Annotated in this window: 10 protein-coding genes; 8 read left to right on the forward strand and 2 right to left on the reverse strand. The window is 65.3% G+C overall.

Annotated features, from left to right (window positions below):
* Positions 1-288: 288 nt before the first annotated feature.
* The 4 genes from NLM15_RS21905 to NLM15_RS21920 are packed head-to-tail and all read left to right on the forward strand — an operon-like array spanning position 289 to position 4,796.
* A complete protein-coding gene (locus NLM15_RS21905; RefSeq protein ID WP_254119302.1) occupies positions 289-1,305 on the forward strand; it encodes an amino acid ABC transporter substrate-binding protein in 1,017 nt (338 codons plus the stop codon).
* A gap of 19 nt (positions 1,306-1,324) precedes the next feature.
* Positions 1,325-2,530: an amino acid ABC transporter permease gene (locus tag NLM15_RS21910; RefSeq protein WP_254119303.1), complete on the forward strand. Its 1,206-nt coding sequence runs from the start codon at positions 1,325-1,327 to the stop codon at positions 2,528-2,530.
* Positions 2,527-4,047: an amino acid ABC transporter permease gene (locus NLM15_RS21915; protein WP_254119305.1), complete on the forward strand. Its 1,521-nt coding sequence runs from the start codon at positions 2,527-2,529 to the stop codon at positions 4,045-4,047. Before NLM15_RS21910 ends, NLM15_RS21915 begins: the two co-directional genes overlap by 4 nt.
* 11 nt (positions 4,048-4,058) lie before the next feature.
* A complete protein-coding gene (locus NLM15_RS21920) occupies positions 4,059-4,796 on the forward strand; it encodes an amino acid ABC transporter ATP-binding protein (protein WP_254119306.1) in 738 nt (245 codons plus the stop codon).
* Between the two features lie 163 nt (positions 4,797-4,959).
* On the opposite strand, the gene NLM15_RS21925 is transcribed toward NLM15_RS21920, so the two are convergent.
* Both NLM15_RS21925 and NLM15_RS21930 read right to left on the reverse strand, forming a co-directional pair.
* Positions 4,960-5,994: a cysteine synthase A gene (locus NLM15_RS21925; protein ID WP_254119307.1), complete on the reverse strand. Its 1,035-nt coding sequence runs from the start codon at positions 5,992-5,994 to the stop codon at positions 4,960-4,962.
* Positions 5,995-6,092: 98 nt separating this feature from the next.
* A complete protein-coding gene (locus NLM15_RS21930; protein WP_254119308.1) occupies positions 6,093-7,322 on the reverse strand; it encodes a cyclopropane-fatty-acyl-phospholipid synthase family protein in 1,230 nt (409 codons plus the stop codon).
* A 605-nt stretch (positions 7,323-7,927) separates the two neighbouring features.
* Between NLM15_RS21930 and NLM15_RS21935 the strand changes: the two genes are divergently transcribed.
* From NLM15_RS21935 to NLM15_RS21950, 4 genes are read left to right on the forward strand one after another with little or no spacing between them, the layout of a single operon-like run.
* Positions 7,928-9,412 carry an efflux transporter outer membrane subunit gene (locus NLM15_RS21935; RefSeq protein ID WP_254119309.1) on the forward strand — a complete coding sequence of 495 codons (1,485 nt, stop codon included), beginning with the start codon at positions 7,928-7,930 and terminating at the stop codon, positions 9,410-9,412.
* Complete coding sequence (locus NLM15_RS21940) at positions 9,402-10,787, forward strand: efflux RND transporter periplasmic adaptor subunit (protein ID WP_254119311.1); 1,386 nt, start codon at positions 9,402-9,404, stop codon at positions 10,785-10,787. The genes NLM15_RS21935 and NLM15_RS21940 overlap by 11 nt, the downstream gene beginning before the upstream one ends.
* Before the next feature lie 36 nt (positions 10,788-10,823).
* A complete protein-coding gene (locus NLM15_RS21945; protein WP_254119313.1) occupies positions 10,824-13,973 on the forward strand; it encodes an efflux RND transporter permease subunit in 3,150 nt (1,049 codons plus the stop codon).
* On the forward strand, positions 13,973-17,080 hold the full coding sequence (locus NLM15_RS21950) for an efflux RND transporter permease subunit (RefSeq protein WP_254119315.1): 3,108 nt from the start codon (positions 13,973-13,975) through the stop codon (positions 17,078-17,080). The genes NLM15_RS21945 and NLM15_RS21950 overlap by 1 nt, the downstream gene beginning before the upstream one ends.
* Positions 17,081-17,086: the final 6 nt, after the last annotated feature.

Raw genomic sequence — 17,086 nt, forward strand, 5'->3', positions numbered from 1 at the left:
CGGCTCGCCAGTCGTTCTGAGATGCGCAGGTGCTATTCAGTCGCCGCATGTTGAGGGGCTGCCGCGACCTTCGATCCATCGTCTGACCGAACCTTGCGCCACAGCCATAACATGACGGCGGGCGCCTGCGGCGGGGATTAAGGTATGGCCTCCCGGGATCGGCGAGTGTTCGGCAAGGTTTTCCAGCACGACTCTTGCAAGGCTAGTCTTGATGCGGCTAGCCCTGGCAGAGACGATCCCAAAGACGACATTCCTGACCTTGAGACGACTTTGAAAGGCCTTCAGCCCATGAAACGCGTAACCCTGGCTCTCACTCTTGCTCTCGCCGCCGGCCTCTCCGCCCAGGCCGCCGATGCGCAAACGCTCAAGACCATCAAGGATCGGGGCATGCTGTCCTGCGGCGTCAGCCAGGGCCTGCCCGGCTTCTCCTCGCCCGACGACAAGGGCAACTGGACCGGGCTCGACGTCGACCTCTGCCGCGCGATCGCCGGGGCGATCTTCAACGATGCGACCAAGGTCAAGTACGTGCCGCTGTCCGCCAAGGACCGTTTCACGGCGCTGCAATCCGGCGAGATCGACGTGCTCTCGCGCAACACCACCTGGACCATCTCGCGCGACACCTCGCTCGGCGCCAACTTCACCGGCGTCACCTATTATGACGGGCAGGGCTTCATGGTGAAGAAGTCGCTCAAGGTGAACTCGGCGCTCGAGCTCAACAGCGCCTCGGTCTGCGTCCAGACCGGCACCACCACCGAGCAGAATCTCGCCGACTACTTCAAGGCCAACAACATGAAGTACGAGGTGATCGCGTTCGGCACCAACGATGAAACCGTCAAGGCCTATGAGGCCGGGCGCTGCGACGTCTTCACCACCGACCAGTCGGGCCTGTACGCCAACCGCCTCAAGCTTGCCAATCCCAACGATCACATGGTGCTCCCCGAGATCATCTCGAAGGAGCCGCTCGGACCGATGGTGCGCCACGGCGACGACCAATGGTTCGACATCGTGAAATGGACGCTGTTCGCCCTGATCACCACTGAAGAGCTCGGCGTGACCTCGAAGAACGTCGACGAGAAGGCGAAACTGGAAAATCCGGAGCTGAAGCGCGTGCTCGGCAGCGACGGTAATTTCGGCGAACAGCTCGGCCTGACCAAGGACTGGGTGGTCCGGATCGTGAAGGCCGTCGGCAATTACGGCGAAGTGTTCGACCGCAATGTCGGCGCCGGTTCGCCGCTCGCCATCAATCGCGGTCTCAACAATCTCTGGAACAAGGGCGGTCTCCAGTACGCGCCGCCGATCCGCTGATCCCGCCTGATCCGCGGCGATGAGCACCGAGGCTCGAAAACCGCCGGCCCAGATCGCGCTGAAGATCAGGCGCATTCTGGGCGGCAAGGCAGGCTGGAACGGCGTCGCCGTCCAGTTTGCCTTCGCGGCGATCCTGGGCTGGATTGGCTATGAGATCGTCTCCAATGCCCGGGCCAACCTCGAAAACCAGCACATCGCCGCCGGCTTCGGTTTCCTGCGGAACAATGCCGGCTTCGACGTCAACCAGACCCTGATCTCCTACACCGGCTCGGACACGTTCCTGCGCGTGTTCGTGGTCGGGCTTTTGAACACGCTCGTGGTCTCGGTGGTGGGCATCTTCTTCGCCACCGTGATCGGCTTCATCGTCGCGTTGTGCCGGCTGTCGCCGAACTGGCTGCTGTCGCGCGTCGGCGAGATCTATGTCGAAATCGGCCGCAACCTGCCGGTACTGTTCCAGATCCTGTTCTGGTACCTGGCGGTGCTCGCGGCCCTGCCTAATCCGCGGCAGAGCATCTCGCTGCTGGGCGTCGCCTTCATCAGCAACCGCGGCCTCGTCATTCCGCGTCCGATCGGCGAGAGCGGCTTCGAGCCGTTCCTGGCAATGCTGGCCCTCGGCATCGTGGCGGCGCTGGCCTTGCGCATCTATGCGCGGCGCGCGCTGTTCCAGCGCGGGCAGATGATCCGGATCTGGCCCTATGTGCTCGCGCTGCTGTTCGGACTGCCGCTCGCCACCATGCTGGTGTTTGGTCTGCCCTTCACCTTCGAGATGCCGCAGCTCAAGGGTTTCAATTTCGCCGGCGGCTCGCGGATCATCCCGGAATTCGTGGCGCTGACGCTGGCGCTGTCGACCTACACCGCCGCCTTCATCGCCGAGATCGTGCGTGCCGGCATCCTGTCCGTCCACAAGGGACAGATGGAGGCGGGATCCTCGCTGGGCCTCAGCCGCGGCACCACGCTCCGCCTGATCGTCGTGCCGCAGGCGATGCGCGTGATCGTTCCGCCGCTGACCAACCAGTACCTCAACCTCACCAAGAATTCCTCGCTGGCGGTCGCGATCGGCTATCCTGACCTGGTCTCGGTCTTCGCCGGCACGTCGCTGAGCCAGACCGGGCAGGCGATCGAGATCATTGCCATGACGATGGGCGTCTACCTCCTGATCTCGCTGCTCACCAGCGCGATCATGAGCGTCTACGGTTGGCGCGTCAGCCGGAGCCTCGGCGCATGAGCGATATCACCTCGTCCGCCTACGTCCGCCAGGATCTGCTCACGGAGCGTCCCGCACCGGTGAAGACCACGGGCTTCATCGGCCTCGTGCGCACCCGCCTGTTCAATTCGCCGACCAACATCCTGCTCACGATCGTGGGTGCCTTGCTGCTCTGGTTCACCATCGTTCCCTCCGTCAGGTTCCTGATGGTCGATGCGGTCTGGACCGGCAAGGACCGCACGGCGTGCCTGACCGAGAACGCCGGCTTCGCGGTCGGCGCCTGCTGGCCCTACATCCAGGCCAAGCTGCCGCAGCTGATCTACGGCTTCTATCCCGAGGCCGAGCGCTGGCGCGTCAACCTCTCCCTGATCCTGGCGGCAGCCCTGCTGCTGCCGCTGCTCATTCCGCGCCTCCCCGCGAAGGGCCTGAACGCCAGCCTGTTCTTCTTCGCCTTTCCGGTGGTCGCCTTCTTCCTGCTGCACGGCGGCGGCATCAAGGGGTTTGGCCTGAGCTGGACGGCGAGCCTGCTGCAATTGTTCGACGACAGCATCATCGGCGCCGGGCAGGCTCTGCTCGGTCTCAGCAAGACCTCGGCCATCGCACCGCTCTTCTGGATTGTCGGCAATTTCATCGTGCTGGTCGGCACGGCGATCTACTGGCTGATCTTTCCGCTGACCTGGCTGCGTGACCAGCTCCAGGGGACGGGCCAGTCGGTCTGGGCCGATTTCACCATCACGGCCGCGATCGTTTCCCTGATCGCCTGCGTTCTCGGCGGCGGCGTTCGCACCGGCGGGCGGGCTCTGGCCTCCAGCGTCGCCAGCTTCGTCGCCATCGCGATCGTGATCAAGCTGATGGGGCTCGACCACGGCGGCCTGCCGGTCGTATCGACGAATCTGTGGGGCGGGCTGCTGGTGACGCTGGTGGTCTCCGTGACCGGCATCGTCACCTCGCTGCCGATCGGCATCGCGCTGGCGCTCGGCCGCCGCTCGACCATTCCGCTGATCCGGATCTTCTCGATCGCCTTCATCGAGTTCTGGCGCGGCGTGCCGCTGATAACCGTGCTGTTCTTCGCGACCTACATGCTGCCCTTGTTCCTGCCGGGCAATTTCACGGTCGACGGCCTGGTGCGCGCGCTGATCGGCATCGCGCTGTTCACGGGCGCCTATCAGGCCGAGAACGTCCGCGGCGGGCTCGCCGCGATCCCGCGCGGGCAGGGCGAGGCCGCCGCAGCCCTCGGGCTGTCCTGGTGGAAGACAACCTCGCTGATCGTGCTGCCGCAGGCGCTGCGCCACGTCATTCCGAACCTCGTCAACAGCTTCATCTCGCTGTTCAAGGATACGTCGCTGGTCTCGATCGTGGCGCTGTTCGACTTGCTGGGCTCGCTCCGGGCGTCGTTCTCGGATCCGAAATGGTCGACGCCGTCGACCGCCTTCACCGGCTTTGCGTTCGCCGGTATCATCTACTTCATCTTCTGCTTTGGAATGTCGCGCTACTCGCTCTTCGTCGAGCATCGCCTCAACGCTCACCGTCGCAACTGATCGAGGTCACCATGTCCGACCCCATCGTCAAGATTTCCGGCCTCAACAAATGGTACGGCGAGTTTCACGTTCTGCGCGACATCGACCTCGAGGTCGAGAAGGGCGAGCGCATCGTGATCTGCGGCCCCTCGGGCTCGGGCAAGTCGACGTTGATCCGCTGCATCAACGCGCTCGAGGAATTCCAGGAGGGCGAGATCGTCGTCGACGGCATCGAGCTCGGTCCGAACCTGAAGCACGTCGATGCGGTCCGCCGCGAGGTCGGCATGGTGTTCCAGAGTTTCAACCTGTTCCCGCATCTGACCGTGCTGGAGAACTGTACGCTGGCGCCGATCTGGGTGCGCAACATCCCGAAGAAGGACGCCGAGGTCAACGCGATGAAATTCCTGGAGCGGGTCAAGATCCCGCACCAGGCCAACAAGTTTCCGGGACAGATGTCGGGCGGCCAGCAACAGCGCGTCGCGATCGCCCGGGCGCTGACGATGAACCCGAAGGTGATGCTGTTCGACGAGCCGACCTCGGCGCTCGATCCTGAAATGGTCAAGGAAGTGCTCGACACCATGGTCGACCTCGCAGAGGAGGGCATGACCATGCTAGTTGTCACCCACGAGATGGGCTTTGCCCGCGAGGTCGCCAACCGCGTCGTGTTCATGGATGCCGGCCAGATCATCGAGGCCAACACGCCCAACGAGTTCTTCGCCGCTCCCCAGCACGCGCGGACGAAGCTGTTCCTGAGCCAGATCCTGCGGTGATCCCGTAGGGTGGGCGCCATGAGGTTTCCGCACCTCGCCATGGGCCACGAGCAGACCGGCACGATCGCCGGCGCCATCGTCAATCTCGTGCTGACGCTGGCGTTGTTGTTCTGGCCGGGCCGCGACCGCTACGCTTAGCCCGAGCGGCCGCGACCATTCCGGCTTAGACGAACGGCAACTTGATGTTGCTGCGCTTCTCCAGCCATTCCGGCACGGGCAGGTTCTTGGCGCGCATGAAGTCGGAGTTGAACAGCTTCGACTGGTAGCGGCTGCCGGAATCGCAGAGCACGGTGACGATCGTCTTGCCGGGCCCGAGCTGCTTGGCAAGGCGCATCGCACCCACGATGTTGATGCCGGTGGAGCCGCCGAGGCAGAGGCCTTCGTGCTGGAGCAGCTCGTAGATCACCGTGACCGCTTCGGCATCGGGAATGAGATAGGCGTCATCGACCTTCGCGCTCTCCACGATCGCGGTCGCGCGGCCGAGCCCGATGCCCTCCGTAATGGAATCGCCGGACGTCGCCTTGGCGGCGCCGGTCCTGAAGTACTCATACATGCCGGCGCCATGCGGATCGGCGCAGGCGATCCGGATGTCCTTGTTCTTCTCCTTCAGGTAACGGCTGACACCGGCGAGCGTGCCGCCGCTGCCGACCGAGCAGACGAAGCCGTCGACCTTGCCGCCGGTCTGCTCCCAGATCTCGGGGCCGGTCGAGTCGTAATGCGCCTTGGCATTGTCCAGGTTGTTCCACTGGTCGGCGAACAGCACGCCATTCGGCTCGGTCTTGCGCAGCTCGTCCGCGAGCCGGCGGCCTACATGCTGGTAGTTGTTCGGATTGGAGTAGGGCAGTGCCGGCGATTCCAGGAGCTCGGCGCCGCACAGCTTGAGAAAATCCTTCTTCTCCTGGCTCTGCGTCTCCGGGATCACGATCAGCGTGCGATAGCCCCGCGCGGCCGCAACGACCGCAAGGCCGATGCCGGTATTGCCGGCGGTCGCTTCCACCACCAGACCGCCCGGCTTCAGCTCGCCGCGCTTCTCGGCCTCCAAAATCATCCATTTGCCGGCCCGGTCCTTCACCGACTGGCCCGGATTCATGAACTCGGCCTTGCCCAGAATGGTGCAGCCGGTCAATTCGGAGGCGCGCTTGAGCTTGATGAGCGGGGTGTTGCCGATGGCTTCGACAACGTCATTTTTGATGGTCATGTCAGGCAATTACCGGCTGGTTCATAAGGTGGGCGCGACCCTAAAGTAGGGTCGCGGGCCTTACAAGCGACCCCTTGCAAGCCGACCCCTGCAAACTCTTATTGCTGCTTTGCGAAGATGACTTGCCGGACGTCGATATTCCCGGACAAGAATCCGGCCTCGCAATAGGACAGATAATACTCCCAGAGACGCCGGAACCGGTCATCGAAGCCGAGCGGCACGAGGCCCGGCCAGGCGGCGCGGAAGTTATTCCGCCAGGTGGCCAGCGTCTTGGCATAATCTTCCCCGAAGATGCGCTCGCGGATGACGGGCACGCCGAACCTGTCGCCGAGCGATTTGAGCACGGCGGGCGAGGGCAGCATGCCGCCGGGGAAGACGTAGTGCTGGATGAAGTCCACCTCGCGCCGGTAGCCTTGGAACAATTTGTCCTGGATGGTGATCGCCTGGATGCCGGCAAGTCCGCCGGGCAGCAGCCGGTCCCGAAGCTGCGCGAAATATCTTGGCCAGAACTGCTCGCCGACGGCCTCGATCATCTCGATCGAGGCGATCCGATCGTAGCGGTCGCGCTCGTCACGATAATCCTGAAGACGGATCTCGACCTTGTCGGCAAGGCCCGCCTCGTGAATGCGCTTCTGTGCAAAGTCGCGCTGCTCGGTCGAGATCGTGAGGCCGACGACGTGCGTGCCAAAAGTCTTTGCGGCGAACTCGGCGAAGCCGCCCCAGCCGCAGCCGATCTCGAGCAGCGTCTGGCCGGGCTTCAAGTCGAGCGCCTCGGCGAGCCGGCGGTATTTGTTGGTCTGGGCTGCCGCGAGGTCGGACGTGGTCTCCTCGAATAGCGCCGAGGAATAGGTCATGCTCGGGTCGAGCCAGGCCGAATAGAACGCGTTGCCGATATCGTAATGGGCGTGGATGTTGCGCCGCGCCTGACGGCGGGTGTTGCGGTTGAACCAGTGCTGCACCATCTGGACGAACCGCATCAGCGGCTTGTCGCTCAGCATGGCCTGGATCAGATCGTGGTTGACGCAGAACAGGTAGAGGAATTGCGTCAAGTCCGGCGTGTCCCAGTCGCCGGCCAGATAAGCTTCGGCAACGCCGATGTCGCCGGCGTTGATGAGACGCGAGGCGAAGCCGTAATTGTGCAGCCGCATCGCCGCATTCGGGCCCGGCTCCTGGCCGCCGAGACGGATCACGCGTCCGTCGGGCAGGGTGACGTCAAGCGTTCCGCGCCGCAGCCGCGCGCCGAAGCTGAGCGCAAGGCGAACCATGCGCGGCAGATCGGCAAGCACTGTGTCGATCGTGTCCGAACTCACACAGATGGCATTCGACATCGGCGGATCCATCACTTGAACGGATACTGTCCGGCCGCAAGCCGGGCGCGCCATACGCCTCATACCCCTGGATCCGAGCGCGCCCCGCAAACGGTCAGCTCCAATCATATAGGTGCGCGTTGCGGCGGCCGCCAAGGTGCTGGTGGGGTACCTCCAGCAATCCGCCGTCGCGTGCACAGCGCAATGGCAGACCATCCCCCCGATCATTGCGCGCCGAGCGCTCACCCAGGGCCGGTCAAGCAGCGGTGCGCTGCGGCGCAGCTTTCAGTGGAGTGCCTGTAGGGACTGGTGGTCCTGGCGTCGGCGTGGCGGCAATATCACATGAAATCTTGGTAAGCTTGAATGCGACTCGGAGCTGCGCCGAAATGCCAAAAAGCCTTGTGACACAGGCATATTTTGAATTTTCGCGAACGCGCCCTCGGTGCATTCGGAGCCGCATTTCGCAGGTGCGGGACTGTCCCCCCGTTCCGCGCCCCGCTAGTATGGATTTCAGGTTCCGCAGAAAGCATCACGGCTGTGAACGAGTTACATAAACGCCCCCGGCCGTTAGCCCGCGAATCGGTTAATCCGGCTGCGCGGTGGCGGTTCGATCTGCCCGGCGGGGGGTGGATGTGACACAGGACGGTCCTGCGGTCGCCATGCGGCGATCTCCTGGCCTTACGTCCCGGACGCTGCGTGCGGCGCGCTGGGTCGCCGTGGCGTGCCTTGCCGCCAGTTCAGGCGCCTGCGTACTGACGCAGGATTTGCCCGATCCCGCGCTCGATGTACCCGCGAGTTACAAATACGCCGGCAAGGCGGATGCGCCCCCGACGCTGGATTGGTGGCGCGGTTTCCGCTCGGCGGAGCTGACGCAGTTGATGGAGGAGGCGCACACCGTCAACCTCGACATCGCCGCTGCCGTCGCGCGCATCGTCCAGGCCGATGCCCAGGCGCGGCAGGCGGGCGCGGCGCTGCTGCCGAGCCTGTCGGGCGGCGGCTCGGAGACCTATTCGCGCACCTCGGGCTCGAGCGCGTCAGGCCTGACCAATGGCGGCCGCGAGGTCGTCAACTATTCGGCGTCCCTGAGCGCGAGTTACCAGCTCGATTTCTGGGGCCAGAACCGTGATGCGCTGCAAACGGCGGAAGAGACGGCGAACGCCAACCGCTTCGATCGCGACGTCGTCGCGCTGACGACGCTCGCCGGCGTCGCCAACGCCTATTTCCAGGTGCTGGCCTCACAGGATCGTCTGAAGACAGCGCAGCAGAACATCGCGAGCGCACAGCGCGTTCTCGATGCCATCCGCGAGCGCCGCAAAGCCGGCACCGGCACCGATCTCGACGTCGCCCAGCAGGAGAGCCTGCTCGCCAACCAGAAGGCGCTGGTGCCGCCGCTGCGCCAGACCCTCGACCAGAACGTCAACGCGCTCGCCGTGCTGGTGTCCCGGCCGCCGGAGAGCGTGCGCGTGCTCGGCGGCTCGCTGAACAGCATCGCGATCCCCAAGGTGACGCCCGGCCTGCCGTCGGAGATTCTGACGCAGCGGCCGGACATCCGCCGGCAGGAGGCGCAACTTGCCTCCGCCACCGCCAACATCGGCAATGCCCGCGCGCAGTTCTTTCCGTCCATCCAGCTCACCGGGAATGGCGGCTATCAGAGCTCGGCGCTGGTGTCGCTGTTCCAGCCGCATGCGGCTTTCTTCCAGCTCGTCGGCAGCGCGACGCAGCCGATCTTCGACGGTGGCAAGATCCTCGGCAATTTCGAATTCGCCAAGGCGCGGCAGGACGAACTGCTCCAGACCTACCGCAAGACCATCATCCAGTCGTTTGCGGACGTCGACAACGCGCTGTTCTCGATCAAGCAGACCACGATCAAGCTGCAATTGCAGCGCGATGTGGTCAGCTCTTCGCGCCGCGCCTTTGAACTCGCCGAGCAGCAATTGCGGGCCGGCACCGCCGATATCGTGACCGTGCTCAACGTGCAACAGACCCTGTTCCAGGCGGTAGACGCGCTGTCCCAGGCCCAACTCGCACGGCTTCTTGCCATCGTCAGCCTGTATCAGGCGCTCGGCGGCGGCTGGGAGCCGCGCATGGAGAAACCGGTCAATGCTCTTTAAGCCGGAAACGAAGGAAGGCGCGAAAGAAGGGACGGCGAAGACATCGCGCGGCCGCGGCTTCGTCATGACCCTGATCACCCTCGCGATCCTCGCCGGGCTCGGCTATTTCGGATGGACCGTCTGGCACCAGCAGCCGCAGCAGGCGAACGGCCGCAACCAGCGGCCCGATCTGCCGGTGCCGGTGCTGGCGGCGACCCCGCGCATCCAGGACGTGCCTGTCTATCTCGACGGCGTCGGCGCGATCCGCGCGCTCAACACCGTGACCGTGCGCTCGCAGGTCGACGGCAAGCTGATCGCCGTGAAGTTCATCGAAGGCCAGGACGTCAAGAAGGGCGACGTGCTCGGCGAGATCGACCCGGCGATCTACCAGGCCGCCTATGACCAGGCCGTCGCCAAGAAGGCGCAGGACGAGGCGCAGCTCGCCAACCAGCGCATCGACCTCACGCGCTACGAGCAGCTCGCTGCCTCCAATGCCGGCTCCAAGCAGCAGGCCGACACCCAGCGTGCGCTGGTCGCGCAGACCGAGGCGCTGGTCAAGGCCGACCAGGCCGCGATCGACAATGCGGCGGCGACGCTGAGTTATACCAAGATCGTGGCGCCGCTCTCGGGCCGCGCCGGCCTGCGCCAGGTCGACCAGGGCAACATCATCCACGCCGCCGACACCACGGGCCTCGTCGTCATCACGCAATTGCAGCCGATCGCGGTGTGGTTCAGCCTGCCGCAGCAGCAGATCATGCGCGTCAACGCGGCTGCGTCGAAGGGCACGCTCGCGGTCGACGTGTTCGGCAATGACGGCATTACCGTGATCGACACGGGAAAACTCACCGGCATCGACAACCAGGTCGACCAGACCACCGGCACGCTCAAGCTCAAGGCCGAATTCCCCAATGCCAATTACCAGCTCTGGCCGGGCCAGTTCGTCAATGTCCGCCTCAAGGTCGAGACCTTGATGCAGGCGCTGGTGGTGCCGACATCGGCGGTGCAGCGCGGACCGATCGGCACCTTCAGCTATGTCATCGGCGAGGACAATGTCGTCTCGGCCAAGCCCGTGACCGTGACGCAGCAGAACGAGCATGACGCCGTGATAGCCAACGGCCTGTCGCCGACCGACAAGGTCGTCACGACCGGCTTTGCCAATCTGTCCGACGGCTCCAAGGTGGTCGTCGGCCGCGATGACCAGACACCGTCGGCCGATCTCGCCCCGCGCAAGCGCTCGCGAGGGCCGGACGCTCAAAAGAAGGAAGGCCAGAAGGACGGGCCGGGCAAGGACGGCGAACACCGCGCCAGGCGAAGCAGCAGCGAAGGCGACCAGAAGGGACAGACCGGGCCGGCGCCGGGGCCAGGAGCATCGGGAAGTGGAGCCAAGCAGCCATGATCCCGACAACAGCCGCCTGAGCGGCAGGCAGATCCCATGGGTGTCTCCGAACCCTTCATCCGCCGTCCGATCGCGACCTCGCTGCTTGGCATCGCGCTGCTGATCGGCGGGCTGCTGGGCTATTTCGCGCTGCCGGTCTCGGCGCTGCCGCAGGTCGATTTCCCGACGGTGCAGGTGACGACGCAGCTTCCGGGCGCCAGCCCCGACGTGATCGCTTCGCTGATCACCGCGCCGCTGGAGCGGCAGCTCGGCCAGATCCCGTCGCTGTCGGCGATGAACTCGACGAGTTCGTTCGGCGTCAGCCAGATCTCGCTGCAGTTCGATCTCAACCGCGACATCGACGGTGCGACCCAGGACGTTCAGGCCGCGATCAACGCGGCGGCCGGCGTGCTGCCCAAGACGCTGCCTTATCCGCCGACCTACGCCAAGGTGAACCCGGCGGACGCACCGGTGATGACGCTGGCGCTGCGCTCCGACACCATCTCGCTGCGGGCGATGAGCGACATCGCCGACACGCTTCTGGCGCAGCGGCTGAGCCAGATCTCCGGCGTCGGGCGCGTCTCGGTGCTCGGCGGGCTGAAGCCGGCCGTTCGCATCCAGGCGGACCTTGCGCGGCTTGCGGCCTATGGCATCGCGATGGAGGATCTGCGCACCGCGATCGCCAACGCCAATGTATCCGGGCCGAAAGGCTCGCTCGACGGTGCCCAGCAATCCTACATCATCGCCGCCAACGACCAGATCGCCGCCGCCGACGCCTACAAGCCTATTATCATCGCCTACCGCAACGGCTCGCCGGTCACGATCGCCGACGTCGCGCAGATCGTCGATGGCCTCGAGAACGACCGTACCGGTGGCTGGTACCAGGGCACGCCGGCCGTCATCATCGACATCCAGCGCCAGCCTGGCGCCAACGTCATCGACGTCGTCAGCCAGATCCGGGCCGAGATTCCAAAGGTCCAGCGCGCCATTCCGGCCGGCGTGAACCTCACCATCGTGTCCGACCGCACCGTGACCATCCGCGCCTCGGTGCGCGACGTGCAGTTCACGCTGATCCTCAGCGTCGTGCTGGTAACGCTGGTAGTGCTGCTGTTCCTTCGCTCGCTGCGGGCCACGCTGATTGCCGGCGTGGCGCTGCCGCTGTCGCTGATCACCAGCTTCGGCATCATGTATTTCGCCGGCTTCAGCCTCGACAATCTGTCGCTGATGGCACTCACCATCGGCACCGGTTTCGTCGTCGACGACGCCATCGTGATGATCGAGAACATCGTCCGCCACATGGAGAACGGCGACAACGCGATGGAGGCCTCGCTCAAGGGCGCCAGCGAAATCGGCTTCACCGTGATCTCGCTGACAGTGTCGCTGATTGCCGTGTTCATCCCGCTGCTGTTCATGTCGGGCCTCGTCGGGCGCATGTTCCGCGAATTCGCGCTGACATTAACCATCGCGGTCGTGACTTCGGCCGTGGTCTCGCTGACCCTGACGCCGATGATGTGCTCGCGGCTGCTCAAGCACGCCCATGAGGAACTCGCGGTGCCGGGGCTGGCCGCGATCAGCCGCTTCATCGACCGCACCGTTGAATTCTATCACCGCACGCTGCTTTGGGTGCTGGAGCGCCAGCGCGCTACACTGCTTGTGACGTTCGCCACGCTGGTGGCGACCCTCGTTCTCTACGTCGTCGCGCCAAAGGGCTTCCTGCCGCTTCAGGACACCGCCTCGATCACGGCGGTGACGGAGGCGGGTCCGGATGTCTCGTTCGCGGAGATGCAGAAGCGGCAGGCCGAGGTTGCCGACGCCATCAAGGCCGATCCTGACGTGGTCGGCGTCGTCTCCGTGATTGGCGCGGGATCGGTCAACCCGACTACCAATGTCGGACGCCTTGTCATGACGCTGAAACCTCGCGGGGAGCGGCGCGACGATGTCAGCCTGGTCATCACGCGGCTGAAGGAGAGGGTATCAGGCGTCCCCGGCATGACCGTCTATTTCCAGCCGGTGCAGGACGTGCAGATCTCGACCCAGTCGAGCCGCTCGCAATACCAGTACACGCTGACCGGCACCGATGCCGCACTGGTGTCGGAATGGGCGCGCAAGCTGGTCGCGGAGATGCGGCGCGATCCGCTGTTCCGCGATGTCTCCTCGGAGGCGCAGGAGGGCGGCCTGCGGGCACAGCTCGATGTGGACCGGACCCGGGCCGGACAGCTCGGCGTCAGCCTGCAAGGCATCACCGACACGCTCAACGACGCGTTCGCGCAGCGGCAGATCTCGACCATCTATGGCCAGGCCAACCAGTACCGCGTGGTGCTGGAAGCCTTGCCGATGTACCAGCGCGATCCCTCGATCCTGTCAAAACTCTATCTGCCGGGCGCCGCGAGCAGCGTCGTGGGCGCGCCCAGCGCCCAGGTGCCGCTCTCCGCGGTGGCGACGCTGAAGCGCACCACCGCGCCGCTCGCGATCTCGCACCAGGCGCAATTCCCGGCGATCTCGCTCAGCTTCAACCTCGCCCCGGGCGCCGCGCTCGGCGATGCCGTCCAAGCGGTGAAGACGATCGAGACCCGGATCGAGATGCCCAACAGCATCGTCGGCGTCTATGCCGGCGACGCCGCCGAATTCGCCAAGGCGCTCGCCGGACAGCCCTGGCTGCTGCTCGCCGCCGTGATCACGATCTACATCGTGCTCGGCGTGCTCTACGAGAGCTACATCCACCCCATCACCATCCTGTCGACGCTGCCCTCGGCCGGCGTCGGAGCGATCCTGGCGCTGGTCCTGTGCGGGCAGGACCTCTCGGTGATCGGCCTGATCGGCATCATCCTGCTGATGGGCATCGTCAAGAAGAACGCGATCATGATGATCGACTTCGCGCTCGAGGCCGAGCGCGGGCAGGGGATGTCGCCGAACGAAGCCATCGTGCAGGCCTGTCTGCTGCGCTTCCGCCCGATCATGATGACGACGCTGGCGGCGCTGTTCGGCGCGCTGCCGCTCGCGATCGAGAGCGGCACCGGCGCCGAGCTGCGCTTTCCGCTGGGCATCTCCATCATCGGCGGCCTGCTGCTGAGCCAGCTGCTGACGCTCTACACCACGCCCGTGATTTACCTCGCGCTTGACCGTATCAACCGCCGCCTCGAGCAGGCGCTGCCGCCGGCCGAATCCGGCGGCCCGCCGGTCGCAGGTGCGACCGAGGGGATGCAGTGATGGCATCGATCTCGGAGCCCTTCATCCGCCGCCCGGTCGCGACCACGCTGCTGTCGATCGGATTGTTCCTGCTGGGTGTCGTGGCCTACGAGTTCCTTCCCGTCGCCTCGGTCCCGAACGTCGACTTTCCCGCGATCTTCGTCTCGGCCAGCCGGCCGGGCGCGGATCCGTCCGTGATGGCGGCGACGGTAGCCTCGCCATTGGAGCGTCGGTTAGGTGAGATCGCCGGCATCAACCAGATCACCTCGACATCGTCGCTCGGCACGACCAACATCCAGCTCCAGTTCGACATCGGGCGCAACATCGACAAGGCCGCGCGCGACGTGCAGGCGGCGATCAACGCCGCGCTGATCGACCTGCCGAGCGACCTGCCGACGCTGCCGCGGTTCCGCAAGGCGAACACGGCCGGCGCCCCCGTCTTCGTGCTGGCGCTGACCTCGAAGACGCTGTCGGCCAGCGCGATCTACGACGTCGCCGACACGGTGCTCGCGCAGCGCATCTCGCAGGTGCCGGGCGTCGGTGACGTGACGGTGAGCGGCGCCGATCAGCCGGCGGTGCGCGTGCAGCTCAACCCCGTCGCACTGTCCAACGCCGGCATCGCCACCGACGACGTCAGAACCGCGATCATCAACGCCAACCCGCTCGGTCCCGTCGGAATCTTCAACGGCGAGCGCCAGAGCGAGACGCTGTCCCTCAACAAGCAGATGCGCACCGCGAAAGAGTTCCGCGACATCGTCATCAAGAGCTCGAACGGCAATTTCGTCCGGCTTTCCGACGTCGCCGACATCGAGGACTCCGTCCGCAATGCCCGCTCCATCGCCTGGTTCAACAAGCAGCCGGCGGTGCTGATCCAGATCACCAAGCAGGGCGACGCCAACGTCATCGACACCGTCGACCGGGTGAAGGCGCTGATCCCGGCGCTGAAGCAATGGATCCCGGCGGGCGTCGACATTTCCACCCTGGTCGACCGTACCAGCACGATCCGCGCCAGCGTGCTCGACATGCAGTGGACGCTGCTGGCGACGGCCGTCCTCGTGATGGTCGTGGTGTTCGTGTTCCTGCGGCGGCTGACGCCGACGATCGCGGCCGGCATCTCGGTGCCGCTGGCGCTGGCCGGCACCTGCGCCGGCATGTGGGTCGCGGGCTTCTCGATCGACAATCTGTCGCTGATGGCGCTGGCGATCTCGGTCGGTTTCGTGGTCGACGACGCCATCGTCATGATCGAGAACATGTACCGCAATCTCGAGCATGGCATGCGGCCGCTCCAGGCAGCTCTTGAAGGAGCCCGGCAGATCGGCTTCACCGTGGTCTCGATCAGCCTGTCGCTGATCGCGGCCTTCACGCCGCTGATCTTCATGGACGGCATCGTCGGCCGCCTGTTGCGCGAGTTCTCGCTGACGCTGACCTTCGCGATCCTGGTCTCGACGCTGGTGTCGCTGACGGTCACGCCGATGATCTGCGCTCACTACATTCGGCAGACCACGTCCGGGACCGCAACGCTGTTCGATCGGCTGATCGAAGGCTCGCTGTCGCGCATCGTCGCCTTCTACGCCCGCAGCTTGCGCAACGTGCTGCAATATCCGCTGCTGACGTTGCTGGTGTTCTTCGCCACCATCGCGCTGACGGTGACGCTCTACATCAAGGTCCCCAAGGGCTATTTCCCGACCGACGATTCCGGTTTCGTCATCGGCGCGACGCGCGCCTCGGCCGACATCTCGTTCCAGTCCATGCTGGGCCTCCAGCAACGGCTCGCCGACATCGTGATGCAGGATCCGGCCGTGGCCGGCATCGGCTCCACCGTCGGCAGCGGAGGCGGGGGCCCGGGCGCGGCGACCTCGAACCGCGGCACCATGTTCATCAGCCTGAAGCCGCCGGAGGAGCGCGACCACGTCTCGACGCAGGTCGTGATCGACCGTCTCAGGCGCGCCCTCTACCCGGTCCCCGGCATCCGCCTCTTCATGTTCGCCGCCCAGGACGTCCGCGCCGGCGGGCGGCAAAGCGATTCCGACTACCAGTACACGCTGACCAGCACCGATCTCGGCCTGCTCCAGAAGTGGGCGCCGATCGTGGCCAAGCGCATGGAGAGCGTCGAGGGCATCACGGATATTTCCAGCGACCGCGATCCCGGCGGACTTCAACTGACCTTGTCGATCGACCGCCAGAAAGCCTCGGCGCTCGGCGTCAAGGTCCAGGACATCGACAACGCGCTCAACAACGCGTTCTCGCAGCGGCAGATCGGGATCATCTACACCCAGCGCAACCAGTACATGACCGTGCTGGAGATCGACCCGAAATTCCAGGTCGACCCGTCCAACCTCGATCGCATCTATGTCGCAGGCGCGGGCGACGCGCAGGTGCCGCTGTCGGCCGTGGTGCATGCGACGCGCGGGCTCGCTGCGCTGGCGGTCTATCATTCGCAGGCGTTTCCCTCGACCACAGTGTCGTTCAACCTGTTGCCGGACGTGCCGCTGCAGACCGCCACCCAGAACGTCCAGCGCGCGGTCGAGGAACTGCACATGCCGGAAGGCATCCGCGGCAGCTTCGACGGCAATGCCGGTGATTTCGCCAAGACCAGCGGCCGCCAGCCCCTGCTGATCCTCGGCGCGCTGGTGGCGATGTATATCGTGCTCGGCGTGCTCTATGAGAGCCTTGCCCATCCGCTGACGATCATCTCGACGCTGCCCTCGGCCGGGCTCGGCGCGCTGCTCGCCTTGCAACTGACCAACACGCCGCTGACGGTGATCGCCTTCGTCGGCATCATCCTGTTGATCGGCATCGTCAAGAAGAACGGCATCATGATGGTGGACTTCGCGCTCGATGCCGAGCGCCAGCGCGGCCTGTCCTCGGCCGAGGCGATCTTCGAAGCCTGCCAGGCGCGCTTCCGCCCGATCCTGATGACGACCATGGCGGCGCTGTTCGCGGGCATTCCGCTGGTGATCGCGACCGGACCCGGCACGGAGCTGCGCCGTCCGCTCGGCATCACCATCATCGGCGGCCTGTTCGTCTCGCAGATCCTGACGCTCTATACGACACCGGTGATCTACCTCCTGATCGACCGCCTGCGCCGCCGCTCCGAGCCGCGCCCGCTGGCCACGCCGGCTGAATAGGCGGGT

The organism is Bradyrhizobium sp. CCGB20 (assembly GCF_024199855.1).
In the GTDB taxonomy this organism is placed as follows: Bacteria; Pseudomonadota; Alphaproteobacteria; order Rhizobiales; family Xanthobacteraceae; genus Bradyrhizobium.

Bases quoted from the DNA above. Each gene is read 5' to 3' on its own strand.
- NLM15_RS21905 (WP_254119302.1), top strand. From the start codon at position 289: ATGAAACGCGTAACCCTGGCTCTCACTCTTGCTCTCGCCGCCGGCCTC.
- NLM15_RS21910 (WP_254119303.1), top strand. From the start codon at position 1,325: ATGAGCACCGAGGCTCGAAAACCGCCGGCCCAGATCGCGCTGAAGATC.
- NLM15_RS21915 (WP_254119305.1), top strand. From the start codon at position 2,527: ATGAGCGATATCACCTCGTCCGCCTACGTCCGCCAGGATCTGCTCACG.
- NLM15_RS21920 (WP_254119306.1), top strand. From the start codon at position 4,059: ATGTCCGACCCCATCGTCAAGATTTCCGGCCTCAACAAATGGTACGGC.
- NLM15_RS21925 (WP_254119307.1), bottom strand. From the start codon at position 5,994: ATGACCATCAAAAATGACGTTGTCGAAGCCATCGGCAACACCCCGCTC.
- NLM15_RS21930 (WP_254119308.1), bottom strand. From the start codon at position 7,322: ATGTCGAATGCCATCTGTGTGAGTTCGGACACGATCGACACAGTGCTT.
- NLM15_RS21940 (WP_254119311.1), top strand. From the start codon at position 9,402: ATGCTCTTTAAGCCGGAAACGAAGGAAGGCGCGAAAGAAGGGACGGCG.
- NLM15_RS21945 (WP_254119313.1), top strand. From the start codon at position 10,824: ATGGGTGTCTCCGAACCCTTCATCCGCCGTCCGATCGCGACCTCGCTG.
- NLM15_RS21950 (WP_254119315.1), top strand. From the start codon at position 13,973: ATGGCATCGATCTCGGAGCCCTTCATCCGCCGCCCGGTCGCGACCACG.